22 protein-coding genes are annotated in these 21,307 nt (G+C 73.1%); 9 read left to right on the top strand and 13 right to left on the bottom strand.

The window, feature by feature from the left end; all coding sequences use genetic code 11:
• Position 1 precedes the first annotated feature (1 nt).
• From H305_RS0105665 to H305_RS44560, 3 genes are all read left to right on the top strand, one after another.
• A complete protein-coding gene (locus tag H305_RS0105665; RefSeq protein WP_028799563.1) occupies positions 2-745 on the top strand; it encodes a class I SAM-dependent methyltransferase in 744 nt (247 codons plus the stop codon).
• Between the two features lie 148 nt (positions 746-893).
• Positions 894-1,157: a hypothetical protein gene (locus H305_RS0105660; RefSeq protein WP_028799562.1), complete on the top strand. Its 264-nt coding sequence runs from the start codon at positions 894-896 to the stop codon at positions 1,155-1,157.
• Positions 1,147-2,595, top strand: a complete 1,449-nt coding sequence (locus tag H305_RS44560) for an MFS transporter (RefSeq protein WP_051370380.1) — start codon at positions 1,147-1,149, stop codon at positions 2,593-2,595. The genes H305_RS0105660 and H305_RS44560 overlap by 11 nt, the downstream gene beginning before the upstream one ends.
• A gap of 174 nt (positions 2,596-2,769) precedes the next feature.
• Here H305_RS44560 and H305_RS0105650 read toward each other — a convergent pair whose 3' ends face one another.
• The 6 genes from H305_RS0105650 to H305_RS0105625 form a co-directional block, all read right to left on the bottom strand.
• Positions 2,770-3,495, bottom strand: coding sequence for a GntR family transcriptional regulator (locus H305_RS0105650; protein ID WP_028799561.1), 726 nt, complete (start codon positions 3,493-3,495; stop codon positions 2,770-2,772).
• Positions 3,496-3,637: 142 nt separating this feature from the next.
• Positions 3,638-4,804, bottom strand: coding sequence for an EstA family serine hydrolase (locus tag H305_RS0105645; protein WP_028799560.1), 1,167 nt, complete (start codon positions 4,802-4,804; stop codon positions 3,638-3,640).
• Between the two features lie 204 nt (positions 4,805-5,008).
• Positions 5,009-5,413 carry a nuclear transport factor 2 family protein gene (locus H305_RS0105640; RefSeq protein WP_028799559.1) on the bottom strand — a complete coding sequence of 135 codons (405 nt, stop codon included), beginning with the start codon at positions 5,411-5,413 and terminating at the stop codon, positions 5,009-5,011.
• A gap of 8 nt (positions 5,414-5,421) precedes the next feature.
• Positions 5,422-6,387, bottom strand: a complete 966-nt coding sequence (locus tag H305_RS0105635; RefSeq protein ID WP_028799558.1) for an acetylxylan esterase — start codon at positions 6,385-6,387, stop codon at positions 5,422-5,424.
• A 174-nt stretch (positions 6,388-6,561) separates the two neighbouring features.
• Positions 6,562-7,329, bottom strand: coding sequence for a ferredoxin reductase (locus H305_RS0105630; protein WP_028799557.1), 768 nt, complete (start codon positions 7,327-7,329; stop codon positions 6,562-6,564).
• Positions 7,322-7,927, bottom strand: coding sequence for a sulfite oxidase-like oxidoreductase (locus tag H305_RS0105625; protein WP_028799556.1), 606 nt, complete (start codon positions 7,925-7,927; stop codon positions 7,322-7,324). The genes H305_RS0105630 and H305_RS0105625 overlap by 8 nt, the downstream gene beginning before the upstream one ends.
• Positions 7,928-8,219: 292 nt before the next feature.
• On the opposite strand from H305_RS0105625, the gene H305_RS0105620 reads away from it, so the two are divergent.
• Positions 8,220-9,140, top strand: coding sequence for an NADP-dependent oxidoreductase (locus tag H305_RS0105620; protein ID WP_028799555.1), 921 nt, complete (start codon positions 8,220-8,222; stop codon positions 9,138-9,140).
• Positions 9,137-9,940: a GNAT family N-acetyltransferase gene (locus tag H305_RS44555; RefSeq protein ID WP_051370379.1), complete on the top strand. Its 804-nt coding sequence runs from the start codon at positions 9,137-9,139 to the stop codon at positions 9,938-9,940. The genes H305_RS0105620 and H305_RS44555 overlap by 4 nt, the downstream gene beginning before the upstream one ends.
• 55 nt (positions 9,941-9,995) lie before the next feature.
• On the opposite strand, the gene H305_RS0105610 is transcribed toward H305_RS44555, so the two are convergent.
• Positions 9,996-10,415, bottom strand: coding sequence for a MarR family winged helix-turn-helix transcriptional regulator (locus tag H305_RS0105610; protein WP_078628901.1), 420 nt, complete (start codon positions 10,413-10,415; stop codon positions 9,996-9,998).
• Positions 10,416-10,540: 125 nt separating this feature from the next.
• On the opposite strand from H305_RS0105610, the gene H305_RS0105605 reads away from it, so the two are divergent.
• The 4 genes from H305_RS0105605 to H305_RS44550 all read left to right on the top strand — a co-directional run bounded on the left by H305_RS0105605 (position 10,541) and on the right by H305_RS44550 (position 15,188).
• Positions 10,541-10,948, top strand: coding sequence for a hypothetical protein (locus tag H305_RS0105605; RefSeq protein WP_028799553.1), 408 nt, complete (start codon positions 10,541-10,543; stop codon positions 10,946-10,948).
• A 352-nt stretch (positions 10,949-11,300) separates the two neighbouring features.
• Positions 11,301-12,086 (top strand): putative protein N(5)-glutamine methyltransferase, encoded by a 786-nt coding sequence (locus H305_RS0105600; protein WP_028799552.1) that lies wholly within the window; start codon positions 11,301-11,303, stop codon positions 12,084-12,086.
• Between the two features lie 374 nt (positions 12,087-12,460).
• Complete coding sequence (locus H305_RS0105595) at positions 12,461-14,476, top strand: NADPH-dependent 2,4-dienoyl-CoA reductase (RefSeq protein WP_028799551.1); 2,016 nt, start codon at positions 12,461-12,463, stop codon at positions 14,474-14,476.
• A 64-nt stretch (positions 14,477-14,540) separates the two neighbouring features.
• On the top strand, positions 14,541-15,188 hold the full coding sequence (locus tag H305_RS44550; RefSeq protein WP_420708023.1) for a PadR family transcriptional regulator: 648 nt from the start codon (positions 14,541-14,543) through the stop codon (positions 15,186-15,188).
• A gap of 171 nt (positions 15,189-15,359) precedes the next feature.
• On the opposite strand, the gene H305_RS44545 is transcribed toward H305_RS44550, so the two are convergent.
• The 6 genes from H305_RS44545 to dhaK all read right to left on the bottom strand — a co-directional run bounded on the left by H305_RS44545 (position 15,360) and on the right by dhaK (position 21,060).
• Positions 15,360-15,899, bottom strand: a complete 540-nt coding sequence (locus H305_RS44545; protein WP_037762514.1) for a hypothetical protein — start codon at positions 15,897-15,899, stop codon at positions 15,360-15,362.
• A 280-nt stretch (positions 15,900-16,179) separates the two neighbouring features.
• On the bottom strand, positions 16,180-17,109 hold the full coding sequence (locus H305_RS0105570) for a LysR family transcriptional regulator (protein ID WP_028799549.1): 930 nt from the start codon (positions 17,107-17,109) through the stop codon (positions 16,180-16,182).
• Between the two features lie 80 nt (positions 17,110-17,189).
• Positions 17,190-18,191, bottom strand: coding sequence for a fibronectin type III domain-containing protein (locus H305_RS0105565; protein WP_028799548.1), 1,002 nt, complete (start codon positions 18,189-18,191; stop codon positions 17,190-17,192).
• A 545-nt stretch (positions 18,192-18,736) separates the two neighbouring features.
• On the bottom strand, positions 18,737-19,153 hold the full coding sequence (locus tag H305_RS0105560) for a PTS-dependent dihydroxyacetone kinase phosphotransferase subunit DhaM (RefSeq protein WP_028799547.1): 417 nt from the start codon (positions 19,151-19,153) through the stop codon (positions 18,737-18,739).
• Positions 19,146-19,745 (bottom strand): dihydroxyacetone kinase subunit DhaL, encoded by a 600-nt coding sequence (dhaL, locus tag H305_RS0105555; RefSeq protein ID WP_028799546.1) that lies wholly within the window; start codon positions 19,743-19,745, stop codon positions 19,146-19,148. Before dhaL ends, H305_RS0105560 begins: the two co-directional genes overlap by 8 nt.
• A 322-nt stretch (positions 19,746-20,067) precedes the next feature.
• Positions 20,068-21,060: a dihydroxyacetone kinase subunit DhaK gene (dhaK, locus tag H305_RS0105550; RefSeq protein WP_028799545.1), complete on the bottom strand. Its 993-nt coding sequence runs from the start codon at positions 21,058-21,060 to the stop codon at positions 20,068-20,070.
• Positions 21,061-21,307: the final 247 nt, after the last annotated feature.

The raw sequence follows: 21,307 nt of genomic DNA, 5'->3' as shown, positions 1-21,307 counted from the left end.
GATGTTCACCCCGCAAGGTCCCAGCCTCCGCGAACTCGCCGTCCAGGCCCTGTCCTCCGTCGAGCGAGGCTACGACCTGCTCGCGCCCAAGTTCGACCACACGCCCTTCCGGACGCCGGACTCGATTCTCGATTCGGTCGGGCGGGCGCTGCGCCCCATGGGGCCCTTCCGGGCGGGCCTGGACCTGTGCTGCGGAACCGGCGCGGGCATGGACGTCCTGCGGGGGCTGTGCCGGGACTCGGTCACCGGGATCGACATCAGCGCGGGGATGCTGACCGTCGGACGCGCGGGGCACCGGGCCGGCACGGAGCCGTCCATGGCCTGGGTGCGGGGCGACGCTCGCGCGCTGCCCTTCGGCCCCGCGTTCGACCTGGTCGTGAGCTTCGGGGCGTTCGGGCACTTCCTGCCGCGGGAGCTTCCGGGGCTGTTCGCCGGGGTGCACTCGGTTCTGCGGCCGGGCGGGCGGTTCGCGTTCCCCGTCATGGCTCCGCCCCGCCCCGGCTCGCCCTGGTTCTGGGCCCTGCTGGGCTTCGACGCGGTGATGCGGGTGCGCAACGCCGTTTGGCGTCCGCGGTTCGTCATGTACTACCGGTCCTTCCGCCTGGGTGAGGTGCGGCGGGAGTTGGTTTCGGCCGGTTTCGACGTGAAGCTTCACGCGCTGCCCGAGTTCGGCACACGGCCCGACGGCAGCCCACGGTGCCGGATGGTCGTGGCGAGCCGGATCCCGGACACGGTCTCCCGCTGAACCCTCAGGTCCCCTCAGGTCCGCCTGTCGTGGCCGAAGCATGCCCTTGAGCGCGTTTGTTTCCCAAACTCACCGGGCTATAGTGAGTCTGTTTTTCAAACTAAGCATTTCATGCCCGTCCTCAGGACCGACTGTGCGAGGAAACACGATGAAGATCCCCCTGTCCGTCGGCGCACCCGCGCCGGACAAGGCCGTTGCCGGCATCGACCCCGGCACAGGCACACCCGACGTGCCCGGACCGGAGGATCGCCGCACCCTGAAGCTGCCCGGCCGCCTCGCCCCCTTCGCCGGGGAGCTGGAGATACGCCCGGCCACCGACGTCCTGCCGCTGTCCGAGGGAGGGCGGCAGGACGCCGGCAGCCCGGCGACCTCCGACGCCGCGCCGGCCGACGGGGTGCACGATGGCATCTGATCTGCGCGCCGCTGCGACCGCACCGCGCACGGCTCCCGGCGCGAGCCCGCTGCCGGTCCTCGTCGCCGCCTGCCTCGGCCTGTTCACCGCCTTCCTCCAGACCACACAGACCATCGGCACCCTCAGCGCGGTCCAGGACGACCTGGGCCTCGGCCCCGCCGACCTCGTCTGGGTGCCCAGTACATACACGCTCGTGGTGGCCGCCTGCGTGCTGGGCGCCGGAGCGCTCGCCGACCGGTGGGGCCGGCGGACCGTCTTCCTCGCCGGAGCCGTCACCATGGCGGTCGGCGGAGTCGTCCTGGTCTTCGCAGGCAACCTGACCGCCGTGCTCGCCGGGCAGGCGATCGCGGGCCTGGGCGGAGCCCTCATCACGCCCAGCTCGCTCGCGCTCGTCACCCACGCGGTCCCCGACCCCAAGCGCCGGGCGGGCGCGATCGCCGCCTGGGCGGCCACCTCGGGCCTCGGTCTGGCGATCGGCCCCGTCACGGCCGGCCTGGCCCTGCGCTGGTGGACCTGGCACAGCGCGTTCTGGCTGAACGCGGCGGTCGCCGTCCTCGCGGCCGTCGTCGCCCTGCGGTTCGTCCCGGAGTCCCGGAATCCTTCCCAGCGCCTCGACTGGCCGGGCCAGGTGACGGCCATGGCCGGACTGGGACTGATGGTCTTCTGGCTCATCGACGGCGGACACCACGGTTACGGCTCGGCGCGCGCGCTCGCGGCCGTCGCCGCCTCGGGCGCGCTGCTCGCCGCGTTCGTCCTGATCGAACTGCGGCGCACGGCGCCCATGGTCGACCTGCGGCTGCTGCGCGACCCCTCCTACGGCGCCTCGCTGGTGCTCGCCGCGACCGTGCTGTTCGGCTTCGTCGGCCTCTCGCTCCTCCAGGTGCTGTGGCTGCAGCGGGTCCGGGGACTGAGCGCCCTGGAGGTCGGTGCCCAACTCCTCGCACAGTTCGGCACGTTCATCGCCGCATCCGTCCTCGCGGGTGTGCTCGTACGGCGTCTGGGCCCGCGCACCCTGATCACCGCGGGGCTGCTGTTCGCGGCCGCCGGAGCCGCGCTCTTCGCGCGGGTCGGACCCGGCACCTCGTTCACCGGATACGTCGCCGCCTTCGTGCTGTTCGGACTGGGCAGCGGCCTCGCCAACGCGCCGTCCACCGCGCTCGCGGTCGGCCATGTGCCGCGCGGACGCGAGGGCGAGGCGGGCGGCACGGTGAACGCGGCCCGCCAGATCGGCGCCGTCCTCGGCACCAGTGTCCTCGGCACGCTCATGACCTCGCGCTTCGAGGACCGGGTCTCGCAGGTCCGCGATCCGCGTGCCGCCTTCACCGACGCCGTCGGCTCCACCGTGTGGGTCGTCGTGGCGGTGCTCCTGGCCGGAGCGGCCGTCGCGCTCGCCCTCTCGGCCTGGACGCGGCGCGCGACACCCGCCCGCAACCGCTGAGGGGTACGCCCGCATCGGCGCCGCTACGCGAGCAGGCCCCGTGCCCCCGGAACGAAACGGGGCGGCCGCCTCCATGTCCTCGGGGTCCTCGGGGTCCTCGGGATCCGCACCGGGTTGCGCGGTCCCGGCGGAGGACGGCCTTCCTCGCGTCGCCCGGTCGTCGTCCCGGCGCGGTCAGCCGGCCGCCGGGAGCGTGAACTCGTACACCAGGGCGTCCTGCCGGGCGTCGACGACGAGGTCGGTGATCTCCAGTGGGCGGTCGTACTGGTCGTGCACGCGCCGGGTGACCCTGACGGACTCGGGGAGGCGGCTGATCGCGTCCCGGTGGTGCAGGGTCAGCCCCGCCTTGCGCATCCAGTCGTAGGCCCTGCGCAGCTGCGCCGACGCGGTGCCGTCGGCACGGTCCCGGTAGCGGGCCAGCTCCTCCACCTCGGTGACCGCCACCGCGGAGAAGGACGTCACGGCCGTCCGCAGCCCGGTGCCGTCAGCCGCGGTCGACTCGTAGCGGTGGACGAGGGTCGGGCGGCGCGGGGCGAGGCCGAGGGCCTCCGCGTGTTCCGGCGGGGGTGTCTCCCAGGTCACGGTGGTCCGCTGAAGCGTGGGCGGTTCGGGACTGAGCGCCCCGACCGGGAAGTCCAGGGAGGGGACGTGCTCGGCGGCGGTGCCGGGCAGCGTGGCGTGGCTGCCGCGCCGGTCCGTGGAGACCGTGCCCTCGCGGCGCAGCAGTTGCAGCGCCTGCCGCACCGTCTCGCGGCTCACGCCGAATCGTGCGGCCAACTCCCTTTCTGCCGGGAGACGTTCACCGGGTGCCACGGTTCCGTCGCGCAACTCGCCGAGCAACTGCGTGGCGATCCGGGCGTAGAGCGGCTCGTGGTCGGATGACTGGGTGGTGCGGGCCATGTCCGCGCCTCCTGGATGGTGACAAGGCGTAGCCGTGCGGGCTCATTGCGCCACCACATCTAGCATTGGTCTAAACCACCAGGAAAGAGCGGCCTGGCAGTTCGGCCGATTTCAGTCCGCGCCCCGGCGGGCGCGGACCCCCTCAGAGCGTGCTGTACAGCGCGTCGACGAGCGCCGTCTTCCTTGGGTCGTCGGCGATGTGCGGGCCCATGCGGTTCATGACGTACCCCAGGGACACCCCCGCCTCCGGGTCGGCGAGACCGCACGAGCCGCCGAACCCGTCATGACCGAAAGCCCTCGGGTTGGGCCCGTACGAGCCGTTGGCCCCGCTCAGCCACAGTCCGAGCCCGATCTCCGTCTCGCCCTCGAACCCGGCGCCCAGGACGAGATCGCGGCAGCTGCCCTGTCCTTCGCGTACCCGCTCGGCGGCATCCGCCGACAGCAGCTTCCGGGAGCCGTACGTGCCCCGGCCGGCGAAGATCCCGTACAGCGCGGCCACCGCGCGCGCCGTTCCGTGGCCGTTGGCCGCGGGGATCTCGGCCGCCCGCCACCGGGCCGTGTTGGCCTCCCCTGCGCCGACCGCCGGATTGGTCAGCGCGGCGAGTGCCGCGGGCGCCAACTGGGCGAAGACGGCGGCCTGTTCGCTGGTCATGGCGGCCGGCGGGTGCACCAGTTCGGCCGCCCGCTCCGCGTCCTTCTCCGGCAGCCCGATGGTGAAGTCGATGCCGAGCGGGCCGGTCACCTCGTGCTCCAGGAACGCGCCCGGCAGCAGCCCCGAGACTCGCCGCACCACCTCGCCGACCAGATGGCCGAAGGTGAGCGCGTGATAGCCGGACCGCGTTCCCGGCTCCCACCAGGGCTCCTGCGCGGCCAGCCGCTGCACGGTCAACTCCCAGTCGCACAGCTGGGCGAACGAGTGCGGCTCGCGCAGTCCCGACAGCCCCGCCCGGTGCGACAGCAGATGCCGTACGAGGACGTTCTCCTTGCCGGCCGCCGCGAACTCCGGCCAGTACTCGGCCACGGGGGCGTCGAAGTCGAGCAGCCCCCGGTCGGCCAGGATGTGGGCACAAAGGGCCGTCGGCCCCTTCGAAGTCGACCACACGTTCACCAGGGTGTCCCGTTCCCAGGGGCGGGTGCGCGCCGCGTCGGCCCAGCCGCCCCACAGGTCGACCACCGTCTCCCCCTGCAGCGTGACCGTCACCGCCGCTCCCAGCTCCTCGCGGTCGCGGAAGTTCTCCTCGAACGCGGTGCGGACCACCGCGAATCGCTCGTCGCAGTGGCCTTGGACGTCGGACGGGTGCTGGGACATGGGACCTCCGTCGTGCGAGCGCGGGCGTCCCCGGACGAACCCCGGGTCCACCGAACGTACCGACTGGTCGGACTGGACGGAAGTGGGGTGGCCGGATCCATCCCGGAGGGCGGGCGCCCGGGCCGACGGGCGCCAGGGGCCCCCGGCCGGGTCGGCCCCCGTACCGCGAGTTCCCGGGCCGGGTTCCGCACGCCCTGGTGCCCGCTAGGTCAGGAAGAGGGAACCGGCCGGTTCCTGATGGCCCTCCAGCGTGTGCCAGTAGTCACGTGTCTCCACGGCCAGTCCGTCCGCGTCGAAGCGCGCGAAGACGCAGCCCGCCAGCGTCGTCGGCTGCCCGTCCTCCTCGGCGAGGACGCGGAACTCGGCCACCGCGAGACCGGCCTGCCCGACGATCGGTTCGGAGAACCGAACATCGATCGTGCGCTCGGCCGCGAAGGACCACCGCACATACGTGGCGAGTTCGTCCCGCCCCCGGTGCGGTTCGCGGAAGGGCATCGACCGGTGGACGCAGTCCGCAGCGTACAACTCCAGGATCGCTTCGACGTCGTGGTCCGCCCAGGCCCGCTCCCACACCCGGACGAAGTGCCGCGCCGCCCGCGCCGTGTCCATCACGGCCCTCAGACGCGCGCGGGCAGCCAGTGCAACTGGGCCGCCTGCTGGTAGGGGCCGCCGCCCTCGTGGTCGTTGAAGTCGTACACCTCGATCTTCTTCTCCTCGTGCGCCCAGGCGTTGTACGCCGCGAACACCGTCGACGGCGGGCAGGTCTGGTCCTCCAGCGCCGCCGAGAACAGGGCCGGCGCCCGTCCGCGCGCGGCGAAGTGCACCCCGTCGAAGTACGAGAGCGTGCGCAGCACCTGATCGGTGCGGCCACGGTGCGTCTTGAGATAGTTGCCGATCTCGCGGTAGGGGGCGCGGTCGGTGAGCACGGTGGCGCGCGGGAAGTCGCACAGGAACGGCACGTCGGGCGCGATCGCGGCCAGATCCGGCACCAGGCCGCCCACCGCGATGGTGATGCCGCCGCCTTGGCTGCCGCCGAGGGCCGCGGTGCGGGCCGCGTCGACCAGCGGGTGGGTGCGCGCCGCCTCCACGGCGCGCACCGCGTCCGTGAACAGCCGCCGGTAGTAGTAGGTCTCGGGGTCCTCGACCCCGCGCGTCATGAAGCCCGGGAACGAGGGGGCGCTGCCCACCGGGTCCGGGGTCTCGCCGCCGCCCCACGCACTGGCCTGGCCGCGCGTGTCCATCACGAAGTGCGCGAAGCCCGCCGAGGCCCACAGCAGATGGGTGTGCGCGAGTCCGCGTCCGCCGCCGTACCCGATGTACTCGACGACCGTGGGCAACGGCGCGTCCGCTCCGGCCGGCACCGTCAGCCAGCCCTTCACCGGGTGCCCGCCGAACCCGGCGAACGTGACGTCGTAGGTGTCGACGGTCTTCAGGGGCGTCGGGAACGGTTCGAACCGGGCCGCGAGATCGTGCCGGCGGGTCTCCTGCAGCGTCTTGGCCCAGAAGGCGTCGAAGTCCTCTGGCTCGGTGGATGCGCTGTGATAGTCGCGGAGTTCGTCGAGAGGGAGGTCGAACAGGGCCATGAAGGACCGCCTTTGGCATCGAAGGTGCGGATGATCACACCGTACGTGTGCCGTCAGGGGGTCGCCAGGGCCTGCCGCGCGCCGCCCGGCGGCGCGCGGACGGGCTCGGCCGAACGGCTCGATCCGGACACGGCGGCCCTTGCCGGACCACCCGTCATGGACCGGCGCCCGGCCTCAGCCGAACCGCTCGATGCGGATGCGGTCCACCGGCTGGCCCGCCTCCACCAGCAACCGCGAGGCGTGCTCCGCGAAGGCGTTGGAGCCGCACACGTAGGCCTCCCAGCCGCCGGGCGGCCGTTCGCCCAGGAGCGGGGCCACATGCGCGGCCGTCATCCGGCCCACCGGTGCGCCCCGCGGCGCGCGGCGCGTGAAGACGGGCGTGGTCTCGGCGCCGAACTCGTCTGCGTAGATGAGCTCTTCGGGACCGCGCGCGGAGACGAGCAGCCGCAGCGGTACGTCGAGCCCGCGCGCACGGTGGTGCCGCAGCATCGACATCAGGGGGACGACGCCCGAACCGGCGCCGATCAGCAGCGCGGGCCGGTCGCCGGGCCAGGCGAAGAATCCGCTCAGCGGGCCTCGCAACTCCACCCGGTCACCGGGTGCGGCGACGGTGTGGAACCAGCCGGAGACCTCGCCGCCGTCGACGTGATCGAGGGTCAGCTCGATGTGGCCGTCGTCGTCGGGCGGTGACGCGAGGGAGTAGTGGCGCTGTGCCACGTACCCGTCCCCGGCCGTCAGACGCAGCAGCAGATGCTGTCCGGGCAGGTGCCCCGCCCAGCGCGGCACGGCGAACCGGAACGTGGAGACGCGCGCCGTCTCCCGGCGGATCTCGGTCAGCGTGGCCGTCTGCCACGCCGCCGCGGCGCTCTCGCTCACGGCGATGCGGCCGGGCACGGCGAAGCGCGTCGGAGGCACGAAGGGCACGGTCGTCGTCTCAGTCACCGGAGTAGCGCTGCTCTTCCCAGGGGTTGCCGCGTGCGTGATAGCCGTTCTGCTCCCAGAAGCCCGGCTCGTCGTGGTCGAGGATCCGCAGCCCCGCGATCCACTTGGCGCTCTTCCAGAAGTACAGGTGCGGCACGATCAGCCGCGCCGGGCCGCCGTGCTCCGCCGGGAGCGGCTGCCCCTCGTACTCCCAGACGACCCAGGCGCGGCCGCCGGTGAGGTCGGCCAGCGGAAGGTTCGCGGTGTACCCGGTGTGCGCGTACGCGACCGCGTGCGTCGCGGCCGGGTCCGGGCGCACGGCCGTCAGGAACGCGTCCAGGGACACACCGCCGAAGCGCACCCCGAACTTGGACCAGTTCGTCACGCAGTGGATGTCGCCCTCGTACGCCGAGGGCGGCAGCGCGTGCGCCTCGTCCCAGCTCCACGAGCGCGGCTCGGCCACCAGGCCGTCGATCCGGAAGCTCCAGTCGGCGGGGGCCAGGTCCGGGGTGACCTCGGCGGAGAGTACGGGCCAGTCGTCGCCCGCGTCGTACTGGCCGGGCGGCAGCCCGGCGTTGTGGACGCGCGGACGTCCGGTGAAGCCTCGGGTGACATTCATGCGGCTGGTGCCTCCAGGCCGTCCGGGACGGCCCGCGGGTCGAGCGTGATCGGTACGCACGTGTGCGCGATGCGGACACGTGCTGAATGGTTACGCATTCAACCGTACGCGGCCGTGGGCGGTGCCGAGTGCCACGGCCGCCGTTCATTGTGGGTGCATGAACGCTCGGCGGGCCCGGGAATAGCCGCGCCGGGATCTTCCTTGCTGCTGGAACCGTGTCCGGTGGCTTGTACAAGTACACCCGGTGTCCGGCCGCCACGACCGGTGACAGCGAGGGAGAGTGAGGGAGCAGATGCCCAAGGCGTACGTCTTCACGCGATACGGCGGCCCGGAGACGGAGGCGCTGGTGGAGCGGGACCGTCCGAGTCCCGGGCCCGGCCAGGTCCTCGTCGCGGTGCGCGCGGCGGGGGTGAACCCCGTCGACTGGAAGCAGCGCTCGGGGTACCGGCGCCCGGGCGAGGCCGACCGCGAACTGCCCGTGGTCTTCGGCAACGAGGTCGCCGGGGTCGTCCTGGAGGTCGGCGCGGACGTGACCGGTTTCGCCGTCGGGGACGAGGTCTTCGGCAGCCCGGTGGCGGGCGGATACGCCGAGTACACCCTGCTTCCCGTCGCCGTCACGGCGCACAAGCCGGCCGGGGTGCCGTTCCCGGACGCCGCGACGCTGCCCGTCGCGGCCGCGACCGCCTACGACGGCCTCCGCCAGCTCGACCTGCCCGCGGGCGCGACCGTACTGGTCACCGGCGCGGGCGGCGGGGTCGGCGTGGCGGCCCTGCAGATCGCGCGCGCCTTCGGGCTGCACGCGGTCGGTGTGGCCGCCGAGGGCAAGAAGGACCTGATCGAGTCGCTCGGGGCCGCGCACGTGGCGTCGGGGCCAGACCTCGCGGCACGGGTGCGCGCGGCGGCGCCGGACGGCGTGGACGCCGTCTTCGACCTGGTGGGGGGAGAGGTCCTGGAGGCCGCGGCGACGCTGCTGACGGACCGCACGAAGCTGATCACGGGTGCCGACCGGGCGACGGTCGCCCGGCTCGGCGGGGCACCCGTCGAGCGGGCCCGTACCGCCGCCGTGCTCGACGAGGTGGCGCGGCTCGTCGTCGAGGGACGGCTGCGCCCCTTCGTCACGCTCACAGTGCCGCTCGACCGGGCCGGGGAGGCCCTGCGCACCATCGAGGAAGGCCACACCCGCGGCAAGATCGTGATCGAGGTGTCGGCATGAGCGCGCGCCCCCCGAAGGACCGCGAGCCCGTGCTGTGCACGGCCGGCGACCACGACGGGTTCCCGCACCCGGCCGGCGCCGCGGCACCCGCACCGCATCCCCTCGACAACCCCGCCCTCGGCTCGCTGGCCGGCCCGCACGCGCACTTCGCGGAGCGCCGCGGTCGCGTCCTGCGCTATCCCGTGGACGTGGCGCCGTGGCTGGCGCTGCCCGACGAGCCGGCCGCCGACGACTGGGCGGACCTGGCGGCACTGGCGGGCCCTGGAGCCGCGGCCCCGCTGGCGGGCTTCACGGGGCGGATCCCGGACGACTGGGAGGTGACGTACGACATCCACGGCGTCCAGCTCGTGGACGACGGGATCGCGGCGGCACCGGACGCGGCGGCCGTACGGCTCGGTCATGCCGACGTGCCCGAGATGCTCGACCTGGTCGCACGCACCCGGCCGGGCCCCTTCCTGCCGCGCACCGTGGAACTGGGCGCCTATCTGGGGATCCGCCGCGACGGGGCGCTGATCGCGATGGCGGGGGAGCGGCTCCATCCGCCGGGCTGGACCGAGATCAGCGCGGTGTGCACCGACCCCGCCTTCCGGGGCAAGGGCCTCGCCACGCGGCTGATCCTGGCGGTCGCCCACGGTATCCGCGAGCGCGGCGAGACGCCGTTCCTGCACACCGCGGCGAGTAACGTCAACGCCATCCGGCTCTACGAGTCGCTCGGCTTCCGGTTGCGCCGCTCCACGCATTTCCTGGCGGCCCGCGCGCCCGAACACCTGGGGGACGGGCGGCCGGTGGGGGCCGGCTGACCTGCCCACGTGGTGGTGCGACGTACGTGCGTGAGGCGCCCGGCCCGTCGGGAGGTCAGTCCCCGGCGGGCCGGCCGGGCCGGGGTGCCTGCTCGACGGCCGCCGCGTTGTAGCGCAGCAGGTAGGACGCGAAGCGCGCGAGGTCGTCCTGGGACCAGCCGGCGAGCCGCTCGCGGAACGCGACGCGCCGGCTGCGGGTGACCTGGGCGAGGAGGTCGCGGCCCGCGTCCGTGAGGTGCAGGACATGGACGCGGTGGTCCTCGGGGTCGACCCGTCGCTCGATGAGTCCGTCACGCTCCAGGGCGGCCACCTGACGGCTCACGGTGGACTTGTCCAGCACGTGGTGCGAGGCCAGGTCCGTGGCGCGGCAGCCCCCGCTCTCCTCCAGATGACCGAGCAGGGTGTAGGAGACGAGGGACAGCTCGGGGTGCATCCGCCCCGCCGAGGCCCGCGCCCGCCGTGCGAAGGCGGTCATCTCGCGCTGGATGGTCTCGACGGCCGCGTCGACCGCGGGCGTGCCGGGGGTGGCAACGGTCTCGTCGGACCTCTCGGATGCCTTCACGGCACCTCCCTCCTCTTCTAGTTGTATAGTACAACTTGATGCTGGGTGCGTTCGTGACGCCGGAACCGCACCACCTGCCCGTCGCCGCCGTCGGCAGCGGCCCCGAGGCGAAGGTCTTCTCCCGGACGGTCAAGGACACGGCGGGGGGCGCGCTCGACGTCCGGACCGTCGCGAGCCGAGCCGAGCCGAGCCGATCCGATGCGGTGGACCTCCTCAAGTCCCGCGACATCACCGGCGCCTGCGTGCCGAGCGCCAAGTCCCCGAGGCGGTCGTCGCCACCGCCGCGTCCGAACTTCACCGGTTCCCGCGGCCTGTTCAGGACCGAGCTCCACAACGGCTTCTTCGGCACCCCGCACGCCTTCTGGAACGGAGCCGGATTCGTCGAGGGCGTCCGCCGTCTCCTCCGCTTCGACCGCGACGGCTGTCCGGCGGCGTGGGCGCGCTGATCGCCTGGCCGGTGGTCGGACTGGTGACCACGATTGCCGCCGGCGCCGTCGAGCGTGCCCGCGGCCGTATCGCAGACGCCGGCCGCCCGGCCCGCGCCCGAGCGCGCCCGGGAGAAGGCGGACACGGCCGACGGGCAAGCGGTGGAGGAGGAGCTGAGGAGTCGGTCGCCGTGTGACCGGTCCTGTAGGGTGGCGGTCCCGGCTGCGGACCGCCACAGCCGATGAGTTGCCGAGGAGGTGGGACCCATCACCGCAGTGACAGGTCGGGTGCTCTCACCTCGAGGCAGCGCGGCTCACCGTCCATAGGTGAGCGCGAGAGCGCCCTTCGGCTCATCGGAAGGCTCTCGGCTTCATGCCCCCTCTCTCCCCTGATTCCGTCGACTCCGTCGTGTCCGCGCTCCGCTCCGCCGGCTGCGTGTTCGCCGAGGACGAGGCGGAGTTGATCCTCTCCACGGCGCGCACCCCCGACGAGGTCGCCGTGATGGTGGACCGCCGCGTCGCGGGACTGCCCCTCGAACACGTCGTCGGCTGGGCCCGGTTCCACGGACTGCGCGTCCATGTGGAACCCGGCGTCTTCGTACCGCGCCGACGCACGGAGTTCCTCGTCGACCAGGCCGTCGCCCTCGCGCCCGGCGCACGGGTCGTGGTCGACCTGTGCTGCGGTTCGGGCGCGGTGGGCGCCGCCCTGGCCGCCGCACTCGGCGCACCGGAGCTGCACTCCGCCGACATCGACCCGGCCGCGGTGCGCTGTGCCCGCCGCAACGTGGCCCCGTACTCCGGCCGGGTCCACGAGGGCGATCTGTTCGCGGCCCTGCCCGAGGCGCTGCGCGGCCGCGTGGACGTCCTGGCCGCGAACGTGCCCTACGTCCCCTCCGAGGAGGTCGGCCTGCTGCCCTCGGAGGCCCGCGACCACGAACCCCTGGTCGCGCTCGACGGGGGAGCGGACGGGCTGGACCTCGTGCGCCGGGTCGCCGGCGACGCCTCCTCCTGGCTGGCCCCCGGCGGCTGCCTGCTGGTCGAGACGAGCGAACGCCAGGCGCGGCCCGCCGTCGAGGTCTTCACGCGCGCCGGACTCGAAGCCCGGCTCGCCGTCTGTGAGGAGATGTACGCCCACGTCGTGACCGGAGTCCGGCGCTGAGGACCGGGCGGTGCCGTATCCCGGCGGACGGCTGTCGGCGCCGACAGCCGTGTCCGGGTGACCGGTTTCCGGTCTGACGGCAGGTGGTGCTTCCGGGCTGACGGCGGTTGGTGCCGTTCCGGGCTGACGGCAGGTGGTGCCGTTTCCGGGCCGACGGAGGGGGTGCCGTATCCGGACGGTCGTGTCCGGTGCCGACCGTGAGGCGGTGCCGTGTCCGGCCGACCCGTTTTTGTGTCGGCCGGAGCGGCAAGGCCGAGGATCCGTGTCGGCCTGAGCGGCCCGGCCGAGTGACCCTCCTCATTGTGCAACTAGTTGCATAAGGCGTGGTGCGTCCTCTACAACAGACTCACCACACCGTTTCCGGAGGACCGCCGATGAGCCGTTACCCGCACCTGCTGAACCCGCTCGACCTGGGCTTCACCACCCTGCCCAACCGTGTGCTCATGGGCTCCATGCACGTGGGCCTGGAGGAGGCCGAGCGCGGCTTCGAGCGGATGGCGGAGTTCTACGCCGAGCGGGCCCGCGGCGGGGTCGGGCTGATCGTGACCGGCGGCATCGCGCCGAACGACGCAGGTCGGCCGTACGAGGGCGGCGCCAAGCTGACCACCGAGGCGGAGGCCGACCAGCACGCCGGGATCACCGCGGCGGTGCATCGCGAGGGCGGCAGGATCGCGATGCAGATCCTGCACTTCGGCCGGTACGCCTACCACCAGGACCTCGTCGCGCCGAGCGCCCTCCAGGCGCCGATCAGCCCCTTCCCGCCGCACGCGCTCACCGACGCCGAGGTCGAGCAGACCATCGACGACTACGCGCGCGCCGCCCGGCTCGCCCGACGCGCCGGGTACGACGGTGTCGAGATCATGGGCTCCGAGGGCTACCTCATCAACGAGTTCATCGCCGCCGGCACCAACAGGCGCGAGGACCGCTGGGGCGGTTCGTACGAGAACCGGATGCGGTTCCCCGTCGAGATCGTCCGCCGCGTGCGGGAGGCCGTCGGCGAGGACTTCATCATCATCTACCGGCTGTCGATGCTCGACCTGGTACCGGGCGGCTCCTCCCTCGGCGAGGTCATCACGCTCGCCAAGGCGGTCGAGGCGGCCGGAGCGACGATCATCAACACCGGCATCGGCTGGCACGAGGCCCGGATCCCCACCATCGCGACATCGGTGCCGCGTGGCGCGTACGCCTGGGTGACCAAGAAGGTCATGGGAGCCGTGTCGGTCCCGCTGGTCACCACCAACCGCATCAACACCCCCGAGCTGGCCGAGCGGTTGCTCGCCGAGGGGCACGCCGACATGGTGTCCCTCGCCCGCCCGATGCTCGCCGACCCGGACTTCGTCGCCAAGGCCCGGGCCGGGCGGCCGGAGGCCATCAACACCTGCATCGGCTGCAATCAGGCCTGCCTCGACCACACCTTCAGCGGCAAGATCACGTCCTGCCTGGTCAACCCGCGTGCCTGCCACGAGTCGGAGCTCGTCCTCGCACCCACCCGGCTGCGCAAGCGCGTCGCCGTGGTCGGTGCCGGGCCCGCCGGACTCGCCTGCGCGGTCAACGCGGCCGAGCGCGGCCACGAGGTCACCCTCTTCGACGCCGCCCACGAGATCGGCGGCCAGCTCAACGTGGCCCGCAAGGTCCCCGGCAAGCAGGAGTTCGACGAGACGATCCGCTACTTCCGTCACCAGCTCGAACTGCACGGTGTGGACGTCCGGTTGAACACCCCTGTCACCGCCGACGGGCTGGACGCATACGACGAGGTCGTCGTCGCCACGGGCGTCAGCCCCCGCGTCCCGGAGATCCCCGGCGTCGACCACCCCAGTGTCGTCGGCTACCTCGACGTCCTGCGCGACGGGGCCGCCGTCGGCGAGCGCGTCGCCGTCCTCGGCGCCGGCGGCATCGGGTTCGACGTCGCGGAGTACCTCACCGACAGCGGAGACAAGGCGAGCGAGGACCCCGAGACGTACTTCCGCCACTGGGGCGTCGACATGTCCTACGGAACACCTGGCGGCCTCGCCGCGCCGGACCGCCCCGCCCCGCCCCGCACCGTGCACCTCCTCCAGCGCAAGACCACCAAGGTCGGCGCCGGCCTCGGCAAGACCACCGGCTGGATCCACCGCGCCGAACTCAAGCACCGCGGCGTCACGATGGTTCCGGGCGTCCAGTACGACCGCATCGACGACGCCGGGCTGCACGTCACCGTCGACGGCGACAGCCAGGTCCTGGAGGTCGACACCATCGTGCTGTGCACCGGTCAGGAACCGCGCCGCGACCTCTACGACGAGCTGCTCGCCGCGGGTCGCAGCGTGCACCTCATCGGCGGCGCCGATGTGGCCGCCGAGCTGGACGCCAAGCGTGCGATCAAGCAGGGAACCGAGCTGGCGGCGGTCCTGTAGGCACCGAAGGCACGAGGGCCGTCCCGGGACCGACGAGGCGGCGGCCCTCCCTAGGATGAGGTCCATGTCACTGCCGCACGCGATCCTCACCGCCCTGCTGGAGAAGCCGTCGTCGGGCCTCGAGCTGACCCGGCGGTTCGACAGGTCGATCGGCTACTTCTGGTCGGCGACGCATCAGCAGATCTATCGCGAGCTGGGCAAGCTGGAGGCGGAGGGCTACATCCGCGCGCTGCCCTCCGAACAGCCCGCCCGAGGGCAGAAGAAGAGCTACGAAGTGCTCCCGGCGGGCCGCGCCGAACTCGCTCGCTGGACCGCCGCCGCCCAGGACCCGAAACCGCTGCGCGACACGCTGCTGCTGCGGCTGCGCGCCTCGGCCGTCGTCGGCACCGAAGGCGTCGAGGCAGACCTGCGCCGCCATCTCGTCCTGCACCGCAAGCAGTTGGCCGAGTACGAGGAGATCCAGCTGCGGGACTTCCCGCCGGGCAAGGACGCCACGCAGGACCGGCTGCGCCACCTCGTGCTGCGCGCCGGGATCGACCTGGAGACGTTCTGGACGCAGTGGCTCGCCCACGCCCTCGAGGAGTTCGAGCGGTTCGGCGACCGGCCGGCCGGGGCCGGGTCGCAGGCACTCGAAGACGCCGCACGCGAGGGTGCGGCCGGGGCGGACGCGGTACGCGGGGACACCGCGCGCGACGAGGCACCGGGGGAGTAGCCGCCGCGTGGGCGGGAGACGGGAGCGGGCGCCCGGAGGGGACGGCCGGCGGCCGTCCGTGGCGCCGGCCCGGTCGGGCGGACGGCCGTCCGTGGCGCCGGCCCGGTCGGGCGGACGGCCGCAGGTGAGCCGGGGCCCGGCATCGGAGTCCGGGGGTTCCGGGGCCCGGGATCAGAGCCGGTGGGGCTTGGACCGGCGGCGCAGGAACCAGGCCGCCGCCACACCGCCGGTGGCGACCAGTGCGGCGCCGCCCACGACGGTGATCGTCCCGTAGTCCTGGACGGCTCCGCCGAAACCGCCCATGACGCCGCGCGACGGTGAGGACGTCGCCGAGATCGTGGGCGTGGAGGGGGCCGAGACGATGATGGACTGGGTGCCGGCGGTCGACCCGTTCTGGCACACCACGATGACCGTGTAGGTACCAGGGCTCACCCCGGTCCAGGACGCCGACTGGCTGGTGCTGGTCCCGGTCAGCGGCATCTGGCGCCCCTGGGCGAAGTTCGCCTGCCCGCTGGCGAGCAACGAGGAGATGCCGAAGCTGCTGCCGTTGCTGGGGCAGGCACTCGTGGTGACCGTGACGGAGCTGCCGCTGGTACTCACGGAGATCCCGGACGCCCGCGCGACAGCCGGCGGGGCGGCGAGCGTGAGCGGAAGCGCAGCGGCGGCGGCCACGGTCAGGCCGGAACGGAGAAATATCTGAGTCGTACGCATAGGAACTGCCCTCCAGCGGCACGGTTGGCGGTACATCCCATGCGCCGCCGAGGATTGGAAAGGCCCGTGCTGCCTCAGGGCGAGCCAACGTGTACCCGGCCCGACCCGCATGCGGACGGGGACCGGGCAGGTGAACAATTCCTTCGTCCGGCGGACGCCAGGTGGCTCGTCACGCGCGTCCGGTGGACGGCCGGCGGCTCGTCACACGTGCCCCGCGGACGGCCGGCGGCTCCTCACGGGTGGGCGGAGCGTCCGTACCGCGGTCCGGGCCGGCCGGTCGTCACCAGGTGCGGCCGGCCTGAAGCAGCCGCTCGCGGACGACGGCCACGTGCGGATTGTCCGAGGCGCCGGGACGCTGGGTGAGATACCCGGTGTTGATCGGCGGGTCCTCGGGGATCAGCAGCGGGACCAGGGCGCCGGTGGCCAGCTCGTCGAGGCACAGATAACGGGGGAGCACGGAGATCCCCGCGCCGGCGACGACCGCGGCGAGCACGCCACGCAGATCGGGCACGGTGATCGCGGCCTGCCCGGTCAGGCGCGTCCCGAAGACGTGCCGCCAGTAGCGGCGGGCGATGGGCAGGTCCTCCGCGTACGTCACCAGGGGCACGCCGTGGAGCGCGGCGGGTCCCTCCGTCGCGACCCGTTCCGGGCCGATCCGCTCGGCCCAGGCGGGGGCGGCGACGAGCACGAACTCCTCATCCATGAGGGGAACGGACGTCAGGGTCCGCCCGCGCGGCCGGATCGTGGCGATCACCAGGTCGAAGCGGCCGCCGCGCAGGCCTTCCAGGAGTTCGTCGGTGAGGCCGGTGCTGATCCGCAGCCGTACGCCCTGCCGGGTGAGCGGTGCCAGCGCCGGCAGCGCCCTCGCGCACAGCAGTTCGGCGGGGCCCGCCACATGGACGGGGTCCGGCGGCTGGTCCGCATCGAGGCCGCCGCGGTCCGCGACCGCCGCCAGCGCGTCCAGCGGGGCCGCCACCTGGGCGGCCAGTTCGTCCGCCACCGACGTGGGCACCACGCCTCGCGGCCGTCGCTCGAAAAGCTCCCTGCCGAGCTGCTCCTCCAGGGACCGCATCTGTGTCGTCACGGTCGGCTGGGACAGTCCGAGCAGCCTCCCGGCCGCGGTGAAGGATCCGCTCCGGTGCACCGCGAGGAAGGTGCGCAGCAGGGAGAGATCGAGCTGCGCCGCGACATTGGGTTCCCTATGGGCCACGCGTGCAAGCCTATGTCGTACCTATCGTGCACCCCTCTCGGGGGCCGGTTCCGGTTCCGGTCGACTCCCGGCCCCGTCGATCAGTTCGTCTCCCGGCCCGTGGAGCCGGTCGTCACCGAGCGTTCCGCCGACAGGCCGCCCCAGGTCCCGTCCGGCAGCTTCGCCCGGATCCGCACCCGGTGCGCGGCCCCGGCCTCCCGGCCCACGTAGAAGCTGTACGTCGACCTCCCGCTGGGCGGGGTGCCGCCCCACACCAGCGAGGTCACCGGGGCGCCGTCGAGGTGGATCTGATACTCCGTGATCACGCCGTCCACCTCGGGCGCGACCCACGACAGGTCGATGTAGTAGGCGCCGTCCGCGCGGTGTGTCGCCGCCCGGAAGTCCGTCGGCGCTGTGCCCCGGCCGTCGGCGGCACCCCGCGCGGTGGTGACCGGGACCGTCGCGCCGGCGGCGGAGAGGTTGTCCGCCGCGTCGCGCGCCCGCACCGTGAAGCGGTAGCGCGTGCCCGGCCTCAGCCCGGTGACCACGGCCGCCGTCTGCCCGCCACCGACGCTGTGGATCTTCGAGGTGCCCTGGTAGACGTCGTACGAGGTCACGCCCCGGTCATCCGTCGAGGGCTCCCAGGACAGTTGCACCGCCCGGCTCCCGATCGCCTTGCCGTGCGGCGCCCCGGGGCGTGTGGGGGGCGTGTCGTCGGCCGCTGCCTGGGCCGGCGTGGTGGCGTGGACCGGCTTGCTGGGCGGTCCCGCGTCCCCGGCGGCGTTGCGCGCCCGGACCGTGAAGACGTACGTGGTGGCAGGTTCGAGTCTGGTGACGTCCACCATGTGCTCGGCGCCGGCGACCTCCCCGACCTTCGTGGTGCCGCGATAGATCTCGTAGCGGGTGATCTTCGGGTCGGCGGAGGCCATGTTCCACATGACGTGCACGCTGGTGGCGCTGCCCGCCGCGGCGGTGACCCCCAGGGGCGCCGAGGGCAGCCGTTCGCTCGGGTTCTGATCGCCCCCGCCCCAGCCGCAGGACGTCAGGACGAGCAGCGAACCGCACAGCGGTCCGCACATCAACGCAAGGGGAACGCGTCGCACGGCTCTGCCCTCCCTCGACGGGATTGGTCTGTACCTATAAGACACCGGGTGGCGTGCTCGCATCAAGAGGGGGCTGTCGTTGGTCGGGCGGTCGCACGGTACGTATGCTGATCCCTGACGCGGCGTGAACTCACGCTTGTCCCAACGGAGTTCATGTCCACGGCGCGGACCGCTGTCGTCGCTGATCCCGCGCCGGCGAGAGCGGCCGGGCGGCCGGAGCCGACTGCGGCTCGGGCCCTCGGTCGCACGGCGCCCGAGCACGTCTCCCCTGCCCCGCCCGGCCGTGCCCGAGTGGACGCACCGTCAGATGCCCACCAGATCGAGGGGGCGAATCCTCGGTCGCCGTCGCCGTCGTCGCCGGCCCGTGGGTCGCCGTGCCCGTGTCGACGGATCCGCACGGATGGACCCGCATGGGCGAGCCCGCACCGGCGCGCCCCGGGCACCGGTCATCCCCGTCCATCGGCGTGGTCGTCGCGGCCACGCCGTCCCTGACGGGCCGGGGGAGCGCCGGGCGGCCGGGTCCGAGCGTGCGACGGCCCCGCCGGTCAGGTCTTCCGGTAGCTGTACGCCTCCGCGGCCGCCGCCTCGACCGCGTCCAGATCCGCACCCGCCGACGCCGTGACCACCGCGGCGACCGCGCCCTCGACGAAGGGGGCATCGACGAGACGCGCTCCGTCGGGGAGCTCGTCGCCCTCGGCGAGCAGGGCCTTGACGGTGAGGACCGCACTGCCCAGGTCGGTGAGGACGGCGATCCCCGCACCCCGGTCCACGGCGGCGGCAGCGGCGGCAATCAGTTCCGCGCTCGTGCCGAGACCCCCGTCGGGGGTGCCGCCGGCGGGGGCGACGGGAGCGGTCGTGCCGCCGCCCGCGAGCCCCTTCGCCAGTTCGGCGACGGACGCGGCGACGGCCGCGCTGTGGGAGACCAGCACGATCCCTACGAGCTTCTCCGCCATGTCACTCACCGGCCGCCTCCAAGAGTGCCCCGATCAGCAGTGCCGAGGACGTGGCGCCCGGGTCCTGGTGCCCGATGCTGCGCGGGCCCAGATAGCTCGCCCGGCCCTTGCGTGCCTGCAACGGCGTCGTCGCGACCGCGCCCTCGTCGGCGGCCGCCTTCGCCGCGGCGAACGACTCGGAGAGCGCGTCGACCGCCGGCACCAGCGCGTCGATCATGGTCTTGTCGCCGGGCGAGGCTCCGCCCAGCGCCATGACCGCGTCGACGCCGGCCCGCAGCGCCTGGGCGAGCTGCTCCTCGGTGACCTCGGCGGCGTCCCCCAGCTCCTTGCCGGTCTTGCGGAGGAGGCTGCCGTACAGCGGCCCGCTGGCTCCGCCGACCGTCGAGATGAGCTGCCGTCCGGCGAGTACGAGGACGGCGCCGGGCGTGGCCGGCGCCTCCTTCTCCAGTGCGGCTCTCACCGAGTTGAACCCGCGCTGGAGATTGCTGCCGTGGTCGGCGTCACCGATCGGGGAGTCCAGGTCGGTGAGCCACTGCGCCTCGCGGTCCACCGACGCGGCGGTCGCCGTCATCCAGCGGCGGAAGAAATCGACGTCGAGCACAGAGTCTCCTTGCCTGGTACGAACATTGACTGCGCCGATGCAAGCGGGTGCGGGTGCGGCCGCCTGGGCGGAGCGGAGCGGGGCGCGGCGGAGACCTGGCCCGGCGTCGACAGCGTGATGAGGCGGCCCGTAGGTGGACGGACCTCGACGGCGCTTCGGGCTTCGGCTGTGAAACGAGCTCACAACGTCCCGCCGTCTCCGCCCGGCTCATTGTGGACCGGGTTCACAAGGCCTCGGCGGCCGCCTCCGGCCGGCTGCTGACCGCCGCTGACGGGGTTCTCACAGATCACCCCACCTCCCCCCGACTGCCTGTTGACCGGGTTCACACGCCCCAGCGCAGTCCTGGCGTATTCACCGGCGCGTCCCACAGCCGCAGCAGCTCCTCGTCGACCTGGCACAGCGTCACCGAGGCACCGGCCATGTCCAGCGAGGTGACGTAGTTGCCGACCAGTGTGCGCGCGACGGGCACGCCCCGCTCGCTCAGCACCCGCTGCACCTCCGCGTTGAAGCCGTACAGCTCGATCAGCGGGGTCGCGCCCATGCCGTTCACCAGGACCAGGACGGGATTGCGCGGTTCGAGGTCCTCCAGGATCGCGTGCACCGAGAAGTCGGCGATCTCCCGCGAGGTCATCATCGCCCGCCGTTCCCGGCCCGGCTCGCCGTGGATGCCCACGCCCAGCTCCAGCTCCCCGGGCGGCAGGTCGAAGGTGGGACTGCCCTTGGCCGGGGTGGTGCAGGCACTGAGGGCCACCCCGAAGCTGCGGGAGTTCTCGTTGACCTGCCGGGCGATCGACTGGACGCGCTCCAGCGGCGCGCCCTCGTCGGCCGCGGCGCCCGCGATCTTCTCCACGAACAGGGTCGCCCCGGTACCGCGTCGTCCGGCGGTGTAGAGGCTGTCGGTGACCGCGACGTCGTCGTTGACGAGGACCTTGGCGACCTGGATGCCCTCGTCCTCGGCGAGTTCCGCCGCCATGTCGAAGTTGAGGACGTCGCCCGTGTAGTTCTTGACGATGAACAGCACGCCGGCGCCGCTGTCCACGGCCGCCGCGGCACGCACCATCTGGTCCGGCACCGGAGAGGTGAAGACCTCGCCCGGACAGGCCGCCGAGAGCATCCCGGGACCCACGAAACCACCGTGGAGCGGCTCGTGCCCCGAGCCGCCGCCGGAGACGAGGCCCACCTTGCCGGCCGCGGGGGCGTCCCGCCGTACGATCACCCGGTTCTCGACGTCCACCGTCAGCTCCGGGTGCGCTGCCGCCATGCCCCGCAGCGCGTCCGCGACCACCGTCTCCGCCACGTTGATGAGCATCTTCATGGAAACCTCCTGGTGGGCCTGGCAGCTGTGTCTCCGGCGGGCGTCTGCCCAGATCGGAGTAGCTGGAGGTGGTGTGTGGTCTGGGCGCTCGGGGGCGTCCGGAAGCGGACCGCGGCGGGGCTGACGCCGATCCGTCGCGGGCGGCGGTGCACGGCCGTCGGACGGGGGAGCGCTGAGGACGGGCTGAATCGACAGTCCATGGTCAATCGGCAGTCCATAGTCAGAAGTATCGGCGCTCGCCAGGTGA

The sequence above is a fragment of the Streptomyces sp. 142MFCol3.1 genome (assembly GCF_000424945.1).
Taxonomy (GTDB): domain Bacteria; phylum Actinomycetota; class Actinomycetes; order Streptomycetales; family Streptomycetaceae; genus Streptomyces; species Streptomyces siamensis.
This window is presented reverse-complemented; position numbering and strand designations above follow the sequence as displayed.

Excerpts from the sequence above, each read along its gene's own strand:
- H305_RS0105625 (WP_028799556.1), bottom strand. The coding sequence starts at position 7,927 with ATGAATGTCACCCGAGGCTTCACCGGACGTCCGCGCGTCCACAACGCC.
- H305_RS0105605 (WP_028799553.1), top strand. The coding sequence starts at position 10,541 with ATGCTGGGTGCGTTCGTGACGCCGGAACCGCACCACCTGCCCGTCGCC.
- H305_RS0105595 (WP_028799551.1), top strand. The coding sequence starts at position 12,461 with ATGAGCCGTTACCCGCACCTGCTGAACCCGCTCGACCTGGGCTTCACC.
- H305_RS44545 (WP_037762514.1), bottom strand. The coding sequence starts at position 15,899 with ATGCGTACGACTCAGATATTTCTCCGTTCCGGCCTGACCGTGGCCGCC.
- H305_RS0105635 (WP_028799558.1), bottom strand. The coding sequence starts at position 6,387 with ATGGCCCTGTTCGACCTCCCTCTCGACGAACTCCGCGACTATCACAGC.
- H305_RS44555 (WP_051370379.1), top strand. The coding sequence starts at position 9,137 with ATGAGCGCGCGCCCCCCGAAGGACCGCGAGCCCGTGCTGTGCACGGCC.
- H305_RS0105620 (WP_028799555.1), top strand. The coding sequence starts at position 8,220 with ATGCCCAAGGCGTACGTCTTCACGCGATACGGCGGCCCGGAGACGGAG.
- H305_RS0105640 (WP_028799559.1), bottom strand. The coding sequence starts at position 5,413 with ATGGACACGGCGCGGGCGGCGCGGCACTTCGTCCGGGTGTGGGAGCGG.
- H305_RS44550 (WP_420708023.1), top strand. The coding sequence starts at position 14,541 with ATGTCACTGCCGCACGCGATCCTCACCGCCCTGCTGGAGAAGCCGTCG.
- H305_RS0105610 (WP_078628901.1), bottom strand. The coding sequence starts at position 10,415 with ATGACCGCCTTCGCACGGCGGGCGCGGGCCTCGGCGGGGCGGATGCAC.
- H305_RS0105645 (WP_028799560.1), bottom strand. The coding sequence starts at position 4,804 with ATGTCCCAGCACCCGTCCGACGTCCAAGGCCACTGCGACGAGCGATTC.
- dhaK (WP_028799545.1), bottom strand. The coding sequence starts at position 21,060 with ATGAAGATGCTCATCAACGTGGCGGAGACGGTGGTCGCGGACGCGCTG.
- H305_RS0105650 (WP_028799561.1), bottom strand. The coding sequence starts at position 3,495 with ATGGCCCGCACCACCCAGTCATCCGACCACGAGCCGCTCTACGCCCGG.
- H305_RS0105660 (WP_028799562.1), top strand. The coding sequence starts at position 894 with ATGAAGATCCCCCTGTCCGTCGGCGCACCCGCGCCGGACAAGGCCGTT.
- H305_RS44560 (WP_051370380.1), top strand. The coding sequence starts at position 1,147 with ATGGCATCTGATCTGCGCGCCGCTGCGACCGCACCGCGCACGGCTCCC.
- H305_RS0105665 (WP_028799563.1), top strand. The coding sequence starts at position 2 with ATGTTCACCCCGCAAGGTCCCAGCCTCCGCGAACTCGCCGTCCAGGCC.
- H305_RS0105600 (WP_028799552.1), top strand. The coding sequence starts at position 11,301 with ATGCCCCCTCTCTCCCCTGATTCCGTCGACTCCGTCGTGTCCGCGCTC.